The sequence below is a fragment of the Allokutzneria multivorans genome, assembly GCF_039537405.1.
GTDB lineage: Bacteria > Actinomycetota > Actinomycetes > Mycobacteriales > Pseudonocardiaceae > Allokutzneria > Allokutzneria multivorans.
On record NZ_BAABAL010000016.1, the window covers coordinates 305,238 to 319,125 of the forward strand.

General features: G+C 70.1%; 12 protein-coding genes. 4 read left to right on the forward strand and 8 right to left on the reverse strand.

Features of this window, described 5'->3' with window-relative positions; all coding sequences use genetic code 11:
- Nucleotide 1: 1 nt before the first annotated feature.
- The 4 genes from ABD798_RS20435 to ABD798_RS20450 form a co-directional block, all read right to left on the reverse strand.
- Nucleotides 2-880: an ABC transporter permease gene (locus ABD798_RS20435; RefSeq protein ID WP_344877148.1), complete on the reverse strand. Its 879-nt coding sequence runs from the start codon at nucleotides 878-880 to the stop codon at nucleotides 2-4.
- A complete protein-coding gene (locus ABD798_RS20440; RefSeq protein WP_344877150.1) occupies nucleotides 877-3,744 on the reverse strand; it encodes an alpha/beta fold hydrolase in 2,868 nt (955 codons plus the stop codon). The genes ABD798_RS20435 and ABD798_RS20440 overlap by 4 nt, the downstream gene beginning before the upstream one ends.
- Nucleotides 3,745-3,846: 102 nt before the next feature.
- Nucleotides 3,847-4,152 (reverse strand): antibiotic biosynthesis monooxygenase family protein, encoded by a 306-nt coding sequence (locus tag ABD798_RS20445; protein WP_344877152.1) that lies wholly within the window; start codon nucleotides 4,150-4,152, stop codon nucleotides 3,847-3,849.
- A gap of 69 nt (nucleotides 4,153-4,221) precedes the next feature.
- On the reverse strand, nucleotides 4,222-4,515 hold the full coding sequence (locus ABD798_RS20450) for a putative quinol monooxygenase (RefSeq protein ID WP_344877154.1): 294 nt from the start codon (nucleotides 4,513-4,515) through the stop codon (nucleotides 4,222-4,224).
- A gap of 233 nt (nucleotides 4,516-4,748) precedes the next feature.
- On the opposite strand from ABD798_RS20450, the gene ABD798_RS20455 reads away from it, so the two are divergent.
- Nucleotides 4,749-5,735: a TerC family protein gene (locus tag ABD798_RS20455; protein ID WP_344877156.1), complete on the forward strand. Its 987-nt coding sequence runs from the start codon at nucleotides 4,749-4,751 to the stop codon at nucleotides 5,733-5,735.
- Nucleotides 5,736-6,054: 319 nt separating this feature from the next.
- On the opposite strand, the gene ABD798_RS20460 is transcribed toward ABD798_RS20455, so the two are convergent.
- On the reverse strand, nucleotides 6,055-7,086 hold the full coding sequence (locus ABD798_RS20460) for an alcohol dehydrogenase catalytic domain-containing protein (RefSeq protein ID WP_344877158.1): 1,032 nt from the start codon (nucleotides 7,084-7,086) through the stop codon (nucleotides 6,055-6,057).
- Between the two features lie 175 nt (nucleotides 7,087-7,261).
- Between ABD798_RS20460 and ABD798_RS20465 the strand changes: the two genes are divergently transcribed.
- The 3 genes from ABD798_RS20465 (at nucleotide 7,262) to ABD798_RS20475 (ending at nucleotide 10,676) form a co-directional block, all read left to right on the forward strand.
- Nucleotides 7,262-8,035 (forward strand): IclR family transcriptional regulator, encoded by a 774-nt coding sequence (locus ABD798_RS20465; protein ID WP_344877160.1) that lies wholly within the window; start codon nucleotides 7,262-7,264, stop codon nucleotides 8,033-8,035.
- A gap of 66 nt (nucleotides 8,036-8,101) precedes the next feature.
- Nucleotides 8,102-10,039 carry a S9 family peptidase gene (locus ABD798_RS20470; RefSeq protein ID WP_344877162.1) on the forward strand — a complete coding sequence of 646 codons (1,938 nt, stop codon included), beginning with the start codon at nucleotides 8,102-8,104 and terminating at the stop codon, nucleotides 10,037-10,039.
- Nucleotides 10,040-10,109: 70 nt separating this feature from the next.
- Nucleotides 10,110-10,676: a GNAT family N-acetyltransferase gene (locus ABD798_RS20475; RefSeq protein WP_344877164.1), complete on the forward strand. Its 567-nt coding sequence runs from the start codon at nucleotides 10,110-10,112 to the stop codon at nucleotides 10,674-10,676.
- On the opposite strand, the gene ABD798_RS20480 is transcribed toward ABD798_RS20475, so the two are convergent.
- From ABD798_RS20480 to ABD798_RS20490, 3 genes are all read right to left on the reverse strand, one after another.
- Nucleotides 10,658-11,314: an RES family NAD+ phosphorylase gene (locus ABD798_RS20480; protein ID WP_030431495.1), complete on the reverse strand. Its 657-nt coding sequence runs from the start codon at nucleotides 11,312-11,314 to the stop codon at nucleotides 10,658-10,660. The genes ABD798_RS20475 and ABD798_RS20480 overlap by 19 nt on opposite strands.
- A gap of 49 nt (nucleotides 11,315-11,363) precedes the next feature.
- The gene (locus ABD798_RS20485) at nucleotides 11,364-11,948 is read right to left on the reverse strand and encodes a DNA-binding protein (protein WP_344877168.1); all 585 of its coding nucleotides are present in this window, start codon (nucleotides 11,946-11,948) and stop codon (nucleotides 11,364-11,366) included.
- Between the two features lie 180 nt (nucleotides 11,949-12,128).
- Nucleotides 12,129-13,418 (reverse strand): glycosyltransferase 87 family protein, encoded by a 1,290-nt coding sequence (locus tag ABD798_RS20490; protein ID WP_344877170.1) that lies wholly within the window; start codon nucleotides 13,416-13,418, stop codon nucleotides 12,129-12,131.
- Nucleotides 13,419-13,888 lie beyond the last annotated feature (470 nt).

The following is a 13,888-nucleotide window of genomic DNA, read 5'->3' on the forward strand; positions in this document are numbered from 1 at the left end:
CTCAGCTGGTGATGTCCTTGCGCGCGAACCGCCGCACGGCCAGCAGCACGAAGAACGTGCCGTAAGCCAGCGAGGAGAACGCGCCCGCCGCCATGTTCGACCAGTCGATGTCGGTGCTCAGCAGGTCCGCCCACGCCGTGGAGTAGTGCGTCGGCAGGAACTCGCGCAGGGAACCGAGATCGGTGATCTGGTTGAGGATCTGCGACACGATGGACACCAGCGCGGCGCCGCCGACCGCGCTCAGCGGCGCGTCCGTGGACACCGACAGCAGCAGCGCGAGCCCGGCCACCCAGAACAGGTGCACGGCCAGGTAGCACAGCGCCAGCACCAGGGCGGTGAGCCCGTCGGCGAGCGCAACGGACTCGCCGGTCGGCGTCACCATGTCGCCCGCGCCGTACCAGATCAGCCCGACCGCCAACGACATCGCGGGCAGCACCAGCAGGCCGAGAACCGACAGCAGACCGGAGACCAGCGCCTTCTGCCGCAGCAACCGCCCGCGCGGGACCGGGATCGCCAGCAGGTACTTGAGGCTGGACCACGACGCCTCGCTGGCCACGGTGTCGCCGAAGAACAGCGCGACCACCACGACCAGCAGGAAGTTCGCCGAGGCGAACAGCGCGAAGGTGACGAAGTTCTGCCCGCTCGCCGTCGCCAGATCGACAAGGCCGCCCTGACGGCGTGCCGTGCTGTTGGAGCCCAGCTCGAAGGCGAGCAGCAGCACCACCGGCAACACCGCGAGCAGGCCGAGCGTGACCTGCGTGCGCCGCCTGCCGAACTGCCTGGCCAGCTCCACGCGCAGCGGCAGCGTGCGGCCCTCGCGGTAACCCGCGATCGCGCCGTCCGCCCGCGTCGCGGTTGATGGGACCGAACCCTCGCTCACTGCACCGACTCCTCACCGACAAGCTGAAGGAAGGCGTCCTCTAGCCGCCGCCGCGGCCCCGCCTGCTCGACCGCGATCCCCGCCCGCACCAGCGCGGCGACCGCGATCGCCCTGGGCAGCACGCCCAGCTCGGCGGAGACGAACTCACCCTCCGCGCTCACCTCGCTGACGCCCTCCAGCGTGCGCAGCGTGTTCACCGCCGTGCTCGGCCGGTCCACGCGGAACGAGGCGGCGCCACCGCCCGCGACGATCTCGGCGACCTCGCCGGAGGCGACGAGCCTGCCGCGGTGCATCACCACGACGTGACTGCACGTCTGCTCGACCTCGGCGAGCAGATGGCTGGACACCACCACCGTCCGCCCGGTCGCCGCGTAGCTCCGCAGCACCTCGCGCATCTGGTGGATCTGCGGCGGGTCGAGGCCGTTGGCCGGTTCGTCGAGCACCAGCAGGTCGGGCAGCCCCAGCATCGCCTGGGCGATGGCCAGCCGCTGCCGCATGCCCTGGCTGTAGGTGCCCACGCGCCGCCGCACCGCCTTGCCGAGCCCCGCGATCTCCAGCGCCTCGTCGAAGCGCGCCTCCTCGGCAGGCCTGCCGGTCGCCGCCCAGTACAGCCGCAGGTTCGCCGTGCCGGAGAGGTGCGGCAGGAAACCCGAACCCTCGACGAAGGACCCGATGCGCGAGAGTACGGGGGCTCCGCTGTGCACCCGGTGGCCGAAGACCCGGATCTCGCCGTCGGTCGGCTGGACGAGGCCCATCAGCATGCGCAGCGTCGTGGTCTTGCCGGCGCCGTTGGGGCCGAGCAGGCCGAGCACCTGGCCGCGCTGAACGGTGAAGGACAACCCGTCAACCGCAGTGAGTCCGCCCTTGTACTCCTTGCGAAGGCCGCTGATCACCAGCGGAGTGTCCACAAAGGACTCGTCGACGTCGTCCGCGCGCCGCCTGCGGAACCTGGCGATCAGCGCGGCGAGCACGGCGACCGCGAGCACGGCGCCGATGCCGATGAGCGCCCCGATCGGAGCGGGGGACGCGCTGCGCGTTCCGGGAACGACCGGGACCGACAGCGCGGGATCGGCGAGCTCGACGAGGTGCGTCGCCGGTTCGCTCGCCCCTGCGAAGGACTGGTCCGTCGTTGCGAGCACGACCTGCATACGGTGACCCGTCTCGAACGGCCGCACGACGCCGGGCAGCGCGACGTTCACATCGACGGGGGAGCCGTCAGCCGGCAGCCCGGTGACGCGCACCGGCGCCACCGCTCCGCCTGCGAGCGTTCGCCGCCCGTCCTGGCTGACGTCGTAGAGCTTGCCGAACAGCACGGCCTCGCCCGTCGTGGGCTGACCGGGGATCGACCGCACCCGAACGCGGACGTTTGCCGCCCCCGCAACGAGCACCTGTTCGGTCAGCGGCTGCGTCGTGAAGCTCGCGGACTGCCCGGGGATGTCGATGGCCAGTCCTCCGCTCAGCGCCGAGGACGATCCGCCGATCCTGTCGGAAAGTCCTGGGAAGCCGCTGATGGCTGACGGGTTGCCGCCCGCGGGGTTGATCACCGGCTGGGCCTTGCCGGTCAGCTCGAAACGTTCGCGTGCGACCGCTCGCTGCCCGTGCAGCCCCGGGTAGCCGCCTGCGACGACCTCACGGACGGACACGCCGCCTCCGGTGCGGAACGCGCCTTGGACCGCGTAGGAGAAACCGGTACCGGGGTCGGCGCCCTGACCGGCGAGGTGGAAGGAGAACCAGTCGCCGATCTGCCCGCGCAGCAACGGTCCTGGCCCGCCGCCGTCGTGGCCGCCCGCGTACCAGATCGTCTTGACCTTGCCGCCCGCTCCTGCGATCTGCCTGGCGTTGGCGTCGGACTGGTCGAGTCCGAAGAGCGTGTCCCGCTCGCCCTGCACGATCAGCGACGGCACCGTGATCTTGTCGGCCACGCTGACCGGCGATGAGCGCCGCAGCAGGTCGATGGTCTGCTGACTGGCCTTCCCGGTGGTGGCCACCTCGGTGTAGGCCGCGCAGACCTCGGGCCGGAACCGCCCGCAGGTCGCAGGTCCCTGTCCGGGGCCACCGAGGCTCGGCGCCGCGCGCTCTTGAGGCTGCGCTGCCGGAGCGGGGGCGTTCGACCCGCTGGAGGGCACGCCGGGCTCCGGTGCCTCCTGGCCAGCCGCGCCGCCGCCGGTGCTCGCCGGACCGAGTCCTGAGGAGAAGAACATGCCTGCCCACGCGCGCTTGAACACGCCGCCGTCCGCGCCTCCGCCGCCCGCCGGAGTTCCAGGAGCCGAGAGGTCCCGCGTCCCCGCGTTCGGGATGAGCGCCTGAGCGAGGTCGTTCCAGGTGATCACCGGCGCGATCGCATCGACGCGCCGGTCCACCCCGGCCAGCATCAGCGACAGCGCGCCACCGTAGGAACCGCCGGTCACGCCCACCCGGGGATCGCCCGGCCCGTCGAGCGCTACCTCCGGCTGCCGGGACAGCCAGCTCACCAGCTGCTCGGCGTCGGCGATCTCGTAGTCGCGCGCGTTCAGCGCGATCTGGCCGGTCGAGCGGCCGAAACCGCGCGCCGAGTAGGCGAGCACCACGAAGCCCCGGTTGGCCAGCTCCGTGGCGTCGGTGGCGACCGAGTCCTTGTTGCCGCCGAAGCCGTGAGCGACGATCACGGCGGGGGCCGGTGTCCGTTCTGGCAGGTAGAGCGTGGCGTCGATCTGGACCCGCTCGCTCCGCTGAGGGCCGTCGACGACGTCGAGCAGCACGGGGCGGGTGGTGACGGGGGCGGGTGTCGCCGGGGTGTTCGACCACAGCACGACCCCGCCGCAGATCAGCAGGACGACGAGGGCGAACAGGGGCAACGCCCGGTTTCGGGAGCGCTGGACGGGCACGGGGCCGACGTTATGCGAACTGCCGTGAGCAAGGCGTCACGGAACGTGGAATCGATACGTGTCCGGGATCAACACCCGGGAGCTGCCGTGTCCGTCGTCACGTCACTCGTCAGATCGGTCGCGCAGGTCGACCACGTGTTCCACGCAGGGCGGTTCCGCGAAGTATTCGCAGACGCCCGCCCGCCACGACAGGAAACCGTCCGAACCGTAGAAACCTTCGATGTGAGATTCGAGTGAAACCCACTCCGAGAAGAGCAGAAAACGGTTCGGTTGTTCGATCCCGCGCACCAGCCGGAGCATCCGGCAGCCGGGCGAGTCGGCAATGTGCCTGCGCGCCTCGCGGTAGGCGGCGATGAACGCGTTCTCGTCACCGGGACGGATGATGATCTCGGCGATCGTGACGATCACATCGCTGATCGTCGCACGGTCGGGGCGCCCGGCCCAGCCGTGACTTTTGTCAGCACCCCCCTCGCACCCTCACTCACCTGCGGGAACGAAGTGCTCGACCCTCGGGGTACCCACGAGGAAGCGGCCGATTCCTTCCCTCCAACGGGTGAACGCCGGGGAGTTCCGGAAGCCCTCGACGTGCGCGGCGACGCTGTCCCACTCCACGAACAGCACGAACCGGCTCGGGTTCTCAACGCCCCTGGTCAGGCGGGCGGAACGGCAGCCGGGGCTGCCCAGCACGTGCTCGACGGCCACCCGGTAGGCGGCTTCGAACTCCTCTTCCTCGCCCGGCTGGACAAGGATCTCGGCGACTTCGAGGATCATGGCCGCACATCGTCCCAGCCGTCCCGGGAGGCGTGCAGCGTGTGTCCGCTCACCCCGGCTGGTGCCGGGGCGGTCGGGCGTGAGAATCTTGTTCCGTTGTTGGAGGGGAGTATTCCTTCGCGGCGGCATCGTCATCACGGAGGTTCTCCTCCCGGTGCCGTCGGTCGACTGGACGACAGTCGGCGGAAGAGACCTCCGGTCAATGGCGCACGCCTGTGAACCGGAGGTGAATGGTGAACGTTCCCGTCTGGCTGTGGATCGCGACGATCGTCGGCCTGCTCGTCCTGATCGCGATCGATCTCGTGATCGTGGACAGAAAGCCGCACGAGGTCACGATCGGTGAGGCGTCCAGATGGGTCGTCTTCTACGTCGCTCTCGCGGTTCTGTTCGGACTCGGCATCTGGATGTTTTCCGGGTGGCAGTTCGCCGGTGAGTTCTTCGCCGGGTACATCACCGAGTACTCGCTGTCGATCGACAATCTCTTCATCTTCGTCATCATCATGTCGACCTTCTCGGTCCCCGCGATCCACCAGCACAAGGTGCTGCTGATCGGCATCCTGATGGCGCTGGTCATGCGCGGCGCGTTCATCGCGGCAGGCGCCCAGCTCATCGAGCGCTTCACCTGGGTCTTCTTCCTCTTCGGCGCGTTCCTGATCTACACCGGCTGGAAGCTGGCGTTCACCGGGCACGACGACGAGGAGTTCAAGGAGAACGCGCTGCTGCGGATCGTCCGCAAGGTGCTCCCGGTGACCAAGGACTACCACGAGGCCAAGTCCTTCGTGCGCATCGACGGCAAGCGCTGGGTCACCCCGATGTTCGTGGTGATGGTGGCCATCGGCTCCACCGACCTGCTCTTCGCGCTGGACTCGATCCCGGCGATCTTCGGCCTCACCAAGGAGACCTACCTGGTCTTCACCGCCAACGCCTTCGCGCTGATGGGCCTGCGGCAGCTGTACTTCCTCATCGGTGGCCTGCTGAACAAGCTGGTCTACCTCTCCATCGGCCTCTCTGTGATCCTGGGCTTCATCGGCGTGAAGCTGATCCTGGAGGCGCTCGCCGGCAACCAGCTGCCGTTCATCAACGGCGGCCAGCCGCTGGACGTGCCGCACATCGGCATCGAGCTCTCGCTCTCGGTCATCGTCGGCGTCCTGGCGATCACCACCATCGCCAGCCTGATCAAGGTCCGCCGCGACCCGGAAGCGGTCAAGCAGCTCGACTAGCCGCTCTCGCGACTACGGGGGCCGGTGCACGCGCACCGGCCCCCGTTCGCGTGTCTGGAGTCCTCGGGGACCTGAATGACTCATTCAGGACGCTCAAGTACCTCAATGAGTCATTCAGCTCGCAAGGGGTGCCAGTGAACGGACGGTTTGGTGCGTTGAGCGCGCTGAACGACCCGTTCAGTGCGTTGAGCGCGCCAAACGGGTCGTTCAGGGCTTAAGACGGCTTTGGCCGCGATGTCGCACGGCTCAGGGCATGCCGTCCGCGACGGTTCGCTCTCGGTGTCGAGGGTGCTCCTGTGTGGTCCTGGAGGGAAGATCCTCAGGCGGCGTTGGGTTGGACGACGACCTTGAGCTGGGTGCGGTCAGTGAGCGCGGTCTCGATGGCCTGGCCGGTGTGGGCCAGCGAGAACCTCGCGGTGACCAGTCCGGACAGCCGGACGCGGCCGGTGCCGGACCACCCGATGGCGCTGCGGAAGGCGGCGGGGCCGTAGCGGAAGCAGCCGACGAGGTCGACCTCCCAGCGCTGCACGTAGCCCAGCGGAGCGGCGGGCCAGCGCTGCGGGACGCCGACGAGCGCGATCACCCCGCCCGGCTTGAGCGACTCCACCGCCTCGAGGGCCGTCGCCGCGCCGGAGCACTCCAGCATGCGGTCGATGCTCGCGCCGGGCAGCTCGTCGGTGCCGAGGTCCACGACGGGGCCGGGGTGCAGCCTGCGGGCCAGCTCCAGGCGCTGCGGGTGCACGTCGGCGACGGTGACCTCCAACGCCCCCGCCGCGAGCGCCGCCTTGGCGGTGAGCAGGCCGATCGGCCCGGCGCCCGTGACGAGCACGCGGTGCCCGGTGGCGACCCGGGCGCGGTGCACCGCCCAGCAGCCGACGGCGAGCGGCTCGATCAGCACGCCCTCCTCCGGGTTGAGCCGCTCGGGCAAGGGGTGGGCGAGCCGGTGCTCGATCACCACGTGCTCGCGCAGCGCGCCGTTGGTGGGCGGCGAGCCGAGGCAGAAACCGCTGGGGCACAGGTTGGACCGCCCGCTGCGGCAGATCAGGCAGACCCCGCAGGAGGTCGCGGGTTCGAGCGCGACCTGCCTGCCGAGCAGCCTCGGCGGCGTGCCCTCGCCGACCCCGACGACGATGCCGGAGGCCTCGTGACCGAGGACGGTGGGCGCGCTCAGCACCGTGGGCCCGTTGAAGCCGTCGACGTAGTAGTTGAGGTCGGTGCCGCAGAGGCCGACCCGCTCGATCTGGACGAGGACCTGGCCGGGACCGGGTCGCGGCCGGTCCACCTCCTCCAGCCGGACGTCGCGCGGCCCGTGCAGAACCGCGGCGAACTCGCGTTCGGTGAACCGGGTCATCTGGCACCTCCCCGAAGGCACGTGATCCCACTGGAGTGATCGACCTCGCCGGGGGCGCTCCTGATCGGCCGACCGGGGGCTCTGCCGGGGAATATGCCCGAATTGTTCCACGTTGTGGAACGGCAGGGGCGCTGCTTGAATTGTGGGTCGCAGATCAACGCGGCGAGGAGTGCCAATGACAGCCGAGACCGGGGGCGACGGGCGTTCGTCGTCCTCCGGCAACGCCGTGGAGAAGGCGCTGCGGGTGCTGGAGGCGGTGTCCATGCCGGGCGCCCCGCACCGGCTCGCCGAGATCGCCGCGACGGCCGGGGTGCCCAAGCCCAGTGCCCACCGCATCCTCGGCACCTTCGCCGAGCGCGGGTTCGTGCACAGCCACGGCGGCGGCCGGTACGCGCCGGGACCCCGGCTGCGCGCGATGGCAGCACAGGTCGCAGGGGACGACGACCGAGGGGTGGACCAGGTCCTCGCGGAGCTGCAACGCCAAGTGGGCCATACGGTGCACCTCGCGCTGCGCGCGGGGGACCGCGCGGTTTACACCCACAAGGTGGAAGCTGATCAACCCTTCCGCACCTCCTCGCGGATCGGGATGTGGCTGCCGCTGCACAGCACGGCGATCGGCAAGTGCGTGCTGGCGCACCTCGGCGTGCTCGAGCGCGACGACGTCCTGGGCGCCGCCGGGCTGGCGCGGCGGACCCCGGCCACCATCACCGAGCGCGACGAGCTGGACACCGAGCTCGCCGAGGTCCGGCGGCGTGGCTACGCCGTCGACGACGAGGAGAACGAGGCCTCGATCCGTTGCGTCGCGGCACCGTTGCTGGACTCCTCCGGGAGCCCGGTGGGAGCGGTCAGCGTGTCCGGGGTGGCCTTCCTCGTCAGCCGCGAGCAGATCGAGGCCTTCGCCCCGGAGGTACGCCATGCGGCCCACTCGCTGGCGGCCGTGCTGCTGTAGCGAGGTGTACAACGATGGCAACTTTTTTTCGTACGCCTTGCTAAGTGTCGGGTACGGTCCGGGTTCATGCGACCGGATGACATTGCGCTGCTGCACACTCCCGGAACGTTGTCCCTGCACGGAGATCTGCTCCTGACCGACGTGGCGCGGCCGGACCTGGAGGCCAACGCCTACCGCTCCGCGTTGTGGCGGATTCCGCTCGCCGGAGCCCCGGAAGCGCCGAAGCGGCTGACCTTCGGCACGCGCGACTCCGCGCCCCGCATCTCCCCGGACGGCGAGTGGGTGGCGTTCCTGCGCGTCGCGGAGGAGGGCGGCAAGCCGCAGCTGCACGTCATGCCGACCACCGGCGGCGACGCTCGCGCTGTCACCGCGCTGCCGCTCGGCGTGGACGTCCCCGTGTGGGCCCCGGATTCCCGTCGCATCGCGTTCGTGGCGCGCATTCCCGAGGACGGTCGCTACGGCACCGAGGAAGGCGTGACAGCGGCCAAGGAAGCGCCTCGGCGCTTCACCGGCTACCAGTACCGCCTCGACAACGTCGGCTTCCTCAGCGACCGGCGGCCACGGCTGTTCGTCGTGGACGCGCTGGACTTCGACGCCGAGCCGGTGCAGCTCACCGATGGCTCCGCCGCCGTTTCCTCCCCGGCGTGGACGGCCGACGGTGCTCATCTCTTAGTCGTCGCCGATCGCGACCTCGATGCCTGGGACACGCTGCACACGGACATCTATTCGGTCTCAGCCGACGGGAGCGGCGGGCTGACCCTGGCTGTGCGCACCGGTGGTGGCGCTGAGCACCCGGTCGTGCTGCCCGACGGCGATGTTCTGTACTACGGCATCGAGTTCGAGGGCGTCCACGCGGTCGCGCGCAACAGCGGGCTCTTCCGCGCGCCCCTGCGCATCGGCGGCGAGCCGACCACCGGCGTCCGCCTCACCGACACCGAGACCGTCGACTGCGAATCCGGTTCTGGCGCACCGGTTCCGGTGTCCGGTGGCGTGCTGGTCGTGGTGCGCGTGCGCGGGGCGAACGAGCTTCGCCTGGTGCCCGACGGGGCTGAAGCCGCCGTGCTGGACGAGCTGAAGCCAGTTCTCGGCGAGCGCGGTGTGGTCAACGCCTTCACCGCGGACGGCGACCGCATCGCCGCCGTTGTGTCCACAGTGGACAGCCCGGGTGAGGTCGTCACGCTTGAGGCGGAGAACCCGGTGGTGCGCACCGACTTCGCCGCCGAGGTGCGCGCCACCGGGCTGCGCGAGACGGTCGAGATCACCGGGACCTCGCCGGACGGCTACCCGGTGCACGGCTGGCTCGTGCTGCCGGAGGGTGAAGGGCCGCACCCGGTTCTGCTCAACGTGCACGGCGGGCCTTTCCGTTACTACGGTTGGGGTTTCTTCGATGAAGCCCAGGTGTACGCGAACGCCGGGTACGCCGTGGTGCTGCCGAACCCGCGTGGCTCCGCCGGGTACGGCGAAGCGCACGGTCGCGCGATCATCGAAGCGATGGGCACCGTCGACGCTGACGACGTGCTCGCGCTGCTGGACGCCGCACTGGAGCGCCCCGACTGCGACGCTGAACGCGTTGGTGTGATGGGCGGTTCCTACGGCGGCTTCATGGCGAGCTGGCTGGCCGCGCACCACGGAGAGCGGTTCAAGGCGGCGTGGAGCGAGCGCGCGGTCAACGCGTGGGACTCCTTCACCGGCTCCTCCGACATCGGGTGGTACTTCGCGGAGGCGTACTGCGGCGCGGACCCGGAGGCGCAGCGGCAACAGAGTCCGCTCTACCACGCGGATAAGGTCACGATCCCGTTCGCCGTCGTGCACTCCGAGGAGGACTGGCGCTGCCCGATCGAGCAGGCCCAGCGGCAGTTCGTCGCCTTGCGCCGCAACGGAGTCGCGGCCGAGTTCCTGCTCTTCCCAGGTGAGGGCCACGAACTGAGCCGCAGCGGACTGCCGCGCCACCGCGAGCAGCGCTTCGCCGCGGTGCTCGACTGGTGGAGCAGGCACCTGGTGTAGCTCACACCGATATCGAGACATTGGAGAAATCAGCTCGCCGTTTGCGGCCGCTTGGCGCACGCTTCCACGCATGACGTGGACAGTGCGCCGGGCGGCCGCAGCGGATGCGGCGGAGATCGCCCGTATCAACGTGAACTCGTGGCGGCGGGCGTACAGAGGGATCGTGGCTGACGACTTCCTCGACGCGATGGACCCCGAACAGCGCGTGCCGGGCTGGGAGCGCTGGATCGCCTCCCCGGAGCCGTCGGCGGTGTTCGTCACGGTCGACGAGACCGGCCGGATCGGTTCCTACGCGGGCGTCGGCGCGGCCCGCCCGGAAGAGGACGACGAGGACTTCCCGGAGCCCACCGGGGAGTTGTACGCGATCTACGCCGACCCCGATCTGTGGGGGACCGGGGCCGGTGGAGCCGTGCACCGCGTCGCGCTGCGGCACCTCGCGGAGAGCGGGTTCACCACGGCCGTGCTGTGGGTGCTCGACGACAACGCCCTTGCGCGCAACTTCTACCGCTCACAGGGGTGGCAGGACGACGACGTGCACAAGGACTTCGAGCTGAACGGGAAGCACTTGCCCGAGCGCAGGTACTCGGTTGATCTTTCCCAGGCGCGCCTGGGAGTGGATCATCCCAACAGCGTGTAGTTCAGCTCCTGGCAGATCCGGCCCAGCGGCAGGTCAAGGCCGGGGTGGTCCAGGGGCAGCAGGACGTCGGGCGTCGCGGGCATCCCGCTGCCGCCCGGCGGGTCCCACAGGCAGATCGCGGGATTGCCGGAGTCCATCGACGAGCGGTACCAGAGGCCGTCGAGCTCCGGGTAGGCCGCGCGGATCACCCTGGCCCACGCCTGGGTCCGGTTCTTCGGGCCGCTGCTCATCGCCTGCGAGGCACCGGCCCGCGTCGGCCAGAGCCCGGCGAGGTCCAGCAGCCGCAACGTCCGCTTGGGGCGCATGACCACCAGGTGCGGGCTGCGGGTGCGGCGGTCCACGGTGGAGGTCGCCTGGAACACCTCGGCGACGCTCGTGCGCACGGACAGGCCGAAGTAGAGCACGCCGTTCTCGTGCGTCTCCTGGTAGACGCCGCCGACGGCGGGTGGGTGCGGGTCGAAGCGCGCGTGCGGCAGCGGGCCCGCGTAGCGGAAGGAGTTCCACCGCTGGGGGTGGGTGCCTCCCGCTGCGAAGATCCTCACCAAGCGGGTGGCCCTGTGCACCGCCACCACGTCCTCGGTGCGGCGCAGCAGGGCCTGGAGGGCAGCTGCGGACGGCGGCTGGGGGAGCCGTGCCATGCGTGTCCTACTCGTCTCGGTCGTGGGCGACTGGCGTGACGAGCTCTCGTCAGGCCGGGGTCCCCAGGACCGAGGCGAGCTGGGCCACCGGCTGCGGGTCGCCCCCGGCGAGCAGCCAGTCCCGAGGCGTTGCTGCGCGGTCGCCGAGCATCAGGTCCTCCTGGAGCGTCGTCATGAAGGCGGCCACCACCAGCGGCGGCTGGTCGGCCGGGATCGAGGCCAGCACGACCTCCAGACCCGGCAGCACCCCGCTGTCGGTGAACTGCCACGCCGGCAGGCGCCAGCCACCCCGATCCTTCCACCCCGTCAAGCGACCCGCGCTCACGCGGTGCCTGATCCGGCTGGTGTCCACGTCCAGGCAGCGCGCGGCGTCGGCGACCGAGAGGGCCGAGTCGCGCAGCACGGCCTGGGCGGCCACGGACTTCGCCCTGGGGTCGGCCTCCTCGGCGCCACGGGGCCGCAGATCGGCTCCGACCTCGGCCAATGCGGCGCGCTGGTCGGCGGAGAAGTAGGCGGAGGGGTCCGGGTGCGGCGGTGCCAGCTTGCGCGCCGCGTCCTCCACGAGGGAGAGGAACTCGGTGGCGGTGACGCGGAGTCCCGCTCGGGCAAGGACGTCCTCCAGCGCAACACTCATACGCACAGAGTAGCGCACGCGTGCGGGTTCGTGCTCTCTGGATCGCTGAGGAGAACCAGTCGCTGCGCCGAACGTGCGTGAGAACATCACGCACAGTGAAAGAGGCTTGTGGGGAAATCACACAAGAAAGGAGTGTCCCACGGCGGGGGTGGTCATGCGATCACAAAGGCGTGACGGGAATCACAGAACGCGAGGCGCGGTGCGCCGCAGGTACTGCGCCACATAGCCCAGTGCCAGCACGAACGCCAGCAGGTACACGTTCCGGCTGAGCGGCTCCAGCCAGGCCGGGGCGTCCCACAGGAACAGGCCGCTGTCCGGCGGCGGCGTGTGCGGCGGGGTCAGCTGGTGCACCTTCACCAGCCACGCGAAGCCGAGCAGGTACACGGCGACGACGAGCGCCGTCGCCGCCTTCTTCTCGTACGTCAGCGCGGCGTGCAGCAGGAAGACCAGCAGCGGCACGAACCAGACCCAGTGGTGGCACCAGGAGAACGGCGAGACCATCGTGCCGGTCAGCCCGCACATGGTCACGCCGAGCAGCTCGTTGCCGCGCTTGGCCGCCCACGCCGCGACCGCGAGCCCGGCGAGGCCGAGCGCCCCAGCGACCACCAGCCACAGGATCGTCGGCGGCTCGTTGGTGCCGAAGAGGCGGGCGAGCATGCCGCGCACCGACTGGTTGCTCGGCCAGATCGTCGGCCCGACCCGGCCCGAGGTGAAGAAGGTGCCTGTCCAGTACTTCACCGCGTCGGCCGGGATGATCAGGAAGCCCAGCCCGATGGTGCCGAGGAAGCTCGCCGTCGCCACGCCCGCCGCGCGGAAGCGGCGGGTCACCAGCAGGTAGACGATGAAGATCGCGGGCGTGAGCTTGATGCCCGCCGCGATGCCGACCCCCACGCCCTTCCACCGGTTGCTCGCCCGGCTCGTGAGATCCCACAAGAGGATGACCAGTAGCAACAGGTTGATCTGGCCGAGCCAGAACGTGGTGCGCACCGCCTCCAGCCAGAACAGCGGGCCGGTCAGCAGCACGGTGAGCAGGACGAGGTCGCGGTTGGCGCGGTAGCCGAGGCGGCGCAGCGACAGCCAGATCGCCGCGACCAGCAGCGCGAGGTTGCCCAGCGTGGACAGGATCTTCAGCGTGTCCGGCTCGAACAGGGCGAGCGGGGTGAACAGCAGCGCGGCGAAGGGCGTGTAGGTGAACTCCAGCGCGTTGAGCACCGGGCCCTCGTACAGCGGCCGCCCCTGGAGCACGATGTCGCCGCCCGCGCTGTAGACGAGCACGTCGATCATGATCTGGTGGCCCGGCCAGACGACGACCGTGACCGCGTGGGCCGCGAGCGCCGCCACGAGCAGCACCGGCGCGAAGACCCGCAGCCAGATCGGGAGCGCGAGCGTGCGTTCGGTGACACCGGAGTTCTGATCACCGGAGTTCTGGTCACCATTGGCCTCGGACGATGACGTGGCCAGGAACGGCATGGCTCCCCATGGGGCAGTCGGGCGGGACCGGCTCAGCCTAGGCAGTGCCCGAACAGTCCGACTCCCGACCCCCGTCGCGCGGGGTGTTCGCGCGTCTTCAAGACCAGCGAACCCCGCTGGTTTCGGTCGCTAATGGTGGTTAACCCCTGTGTGGTGTATGGGGGTTAGGTGCGGTTGGTGACTGCTGGGGCGGGGGTTTGTGGGTCTTGAAGACTGGCGAACCCCCGCTGAGTCGCGGAACCCCGGCTGAGTCGCGGAGCCCCGGCCGAGTCGCGGAGTGCGGCCCTGTGCGTGCACGCGATCGTCGGCGCTGTGTTGAGCCGCACGTGTGGCCTGGCGCGTGCTGGGTTTGTGGGTCTTCAAGACCGGCGAACCCCGCTGGTTTTGGTCGTTAACGGTGGTTAACCCCTGTGTGGTGTATGGGGGTTAGGTGCGGTTGGTGACTGCTGGGGCGGGGGTTTGTGGGTCTT

Coding starts and splice junctions, on each gene's coding strand:
- ABD798_RS20450 (WP_344877154.1), bottom strand. CDS start 4,515: ATGATCCTCGAAGTCGCCGAGATCCTTGTCCAGCCGGGCGAGGAAGAG.
- ABD798_RS20460 (WP_344877158.1), bottom strand. CDS start 7,086: ATGACCCGGTTCACCGAACGCGAGTTCGCCGCGGTTCTGCACGGGCCG.
- ABD798_RS20465 (WP_344877160.1), top strand. CDS start 7,262: ATGACAGCCGAGACCGGGGGCGACGGGCGTTCGTCGTCCTCCGGCAAC.
- ABD798_RS20470 (WP_344877162.1), top strand. CDS start 8,102: ATGCGACCGGATGACATTGCGCTGCTGCACACTCCCGGAACGTTGTCC.
- ABD798_RS20475 (WP_344877164.1), top strand. CDS start 10,110: ATGACGTGGACAGTGCGCCGGGCGGCCGCAGCGGATGCGGCGGAGATC.
- ABD798_RS20480 (WP_030431495.1), bottom strand. CDS start 11,314: ATGGCACGGCTCCCCCAGCCGCCGTCCGCAGCTGCCCTCCAGGCCCTG.
- ABD798_RS20485 (WP_344877168.1), bottom strand. CDS start 11,948: ATGAGTGTTGCGCTGGAGGACGTCCTTGCCCGAGCGGGACTCCGCGTC.
- ABD798_RS20490 (WP_344877170.1), bottom strand. CDS start 13,418: ATGCCGTTCCTGGCCACGTCATCGTCCGAGGCCAATGGTGACCAGAAC.